The following is a 2,005-nucleotide window of genomic DNA, read 5'->3' on the forward strand; positions in this document are numbered from 1 at the left end:
CAACGGCCTGATCGCCCCCAACCAGGACGCGCAGGCCGACGTGCTGCGCCGGGCCTACAAGGATGCCGGGATCGACCCGCGCACCGTCGACTACATCGAGGCGCACGGCACGGGCACCGTCCTGGGTGACCCGATCGAGGCCGAGGCACTGGGCCGCGTTGTCGGCCGGGGCCGACCCGCCGATCGCCCTGCGCTGCTGGGCGCGGTGAAAACCAATGTGGGACACCTGGAGTCGGCGGCCGGTGCGGCCAGCCTGGCCAAGGTGGTGCTGTCGCTGCAGCACGACAAGCTGCCGCCGTCGATCAACTTCGCCGGGCCCAGCCCGTACATCGACTTCGACGGCATGCACCTGAAAGTCGTTGAGAGCGCTACCGATTGGCCGCGATACGGCGGCTACGCGCTGGCCGGGGTGTCCAGCTTCGGCTTCGGTGGGGCGAACTCGCACCTGGTGGTGCGCGAGGTGCTGCCCCGCGACGTGGTGGAGAAGGAGCGGGAGACCGCACCCGAGCCGCGGGCCGACGTCGAGGCGGTCCCAGCTGAGGCGCCCACGATGGAGAGCCACTCGCTGCGATTCGACGACTTCGGCAACATCATCCCCGACGCCGCGGCGCCGGAGGAGGATTTCTACGAGCTGCCGGGTGTGACGGACGAGGCGCTGCGCCTCAAAGAGATTGCGCTGGAAGAGCTTGCGGCGCAGGAAGACGCAGAGCCCACCAAACCCCTCATCCCGCTGGCGGTTTCGGCGTTCCTGACGTCGCGCAAAAAGTCCGCGGCCGCCGAGCTGGCGGACTGGATGGAAAGCCCCCAGGGGCAGGCGTCTTCGCTGGAGTCGATCGGCCGGGCGCTGTCACGGCGCAACCACGGCCGCTCGCGCGCGGTGGTGCTGGCGCACGACCACGAGGAGGCCGTCAAGGGTCTGCGCGCGGTCGCCGAGGGCAAGCAACGGCCGAACGTGTTCAGCGTCGACGGACCGGTGACCAGCGGACCGGTGTGGGCGATGGCCGGTTTCGGTGCGCAGCACCGCAAGATGGGCAAGAGCCTGTATCTGCGCAACGAGGTCTTCGCCGAGTGGATCGAGAAGGTCGACGCGCTGATTCAGGACGAGCGGGGCTACTCGGTGCTCGAGCTGATCCTCGACGACTCACACGACTACGGCATCGAGACTTCCAACGTCGTCATCTTCGCGATCCAGATCGCGCTGGGCGAGCTGCTCAAGCACCACGGCGCCAAACCCGCTGCGGTGGTTGGTCAGTCGCTCGGTGAGCCCGCATCGGCCTACTTCGCAGGCGGGCTGTCGCTCGCGGACGCAACCCGCGTGATCTGCTCGCGCTCGCACCTGATGGGCGAGGGCGAGGCGATGCTGTTCGGCGAGTACATCCGGCTGATGGCGCTCGTCGAGTACTCCGCCGACGAGCTGAAGACGGTGTTCGCCGACTTCCCCGGCCTGGAGGTGTGCGTCTACGCCGCACCCAGCCAGACCGTCATCGGCGGACCGCCCGACCAGATCGATGCGATCGTCGCCCGTTGCGAAGCCGAAGGCCGCTTCGCCCGCAAACTGCAGACCAAGGGCGCCGGCCACACCTCGCAGATGGACCCGCTGCTCGGCGAATTCTCCGCGGAGTTGCAGGGAATCGTGCCGCGCAGCCCCGACACCGGGATCTTCTCGACGGTGCACGAGGGCAGCTACATCAAGCCCGGTGGCGAGCCGATCCACGATGTCGCCTACTGGGTCAAGGGAATGCGGCACTCGGTCTACTTCACGCACGGCGTCCGCAACGCCGTCGACAGCGGCCACACCACGTTCTTGGAGCTCGCGCCCAACCCGGTCGCGCTGATGCAGATCGGCCTGACCACCGCCGCCGCGGGTCTGCATGACGCCCAACTGATCGCGACGCTGGCCCGCAAGCAGGACGACGTCGAGTCGATGATTTCGGCCATGGCCCAGCTCTACGTCTACGGCCACGACCTCGACATCCGGACGCTGTTCAGCCGCGCGCAGGGCCCC

Annotated in this window: 1 protein-coding gene; it reads left to right on the top strand. The window is 68.4% G+C overall.

Annotated elements, in window-relative coordinates; translation table 11 throughout:
* Positions 1-2,005, top strand: a 2,005-nt coding sequence (locus JOZ00_RS26200) for a type I polyketide synthase (protein WP_293350314.1), incomplete at both ends; no start/stop codon positions are given.

It is taken from the genome of Mycobacterium sp. (assembly GCF_019243155.1).
In the GTDB taxonomy this organism is placed as follows: domain Bacteria; phylum Actinomycetota; class Actinomycetes; order Mycobacteriales; family Mycobacteriaceae; genus Mycobacterium.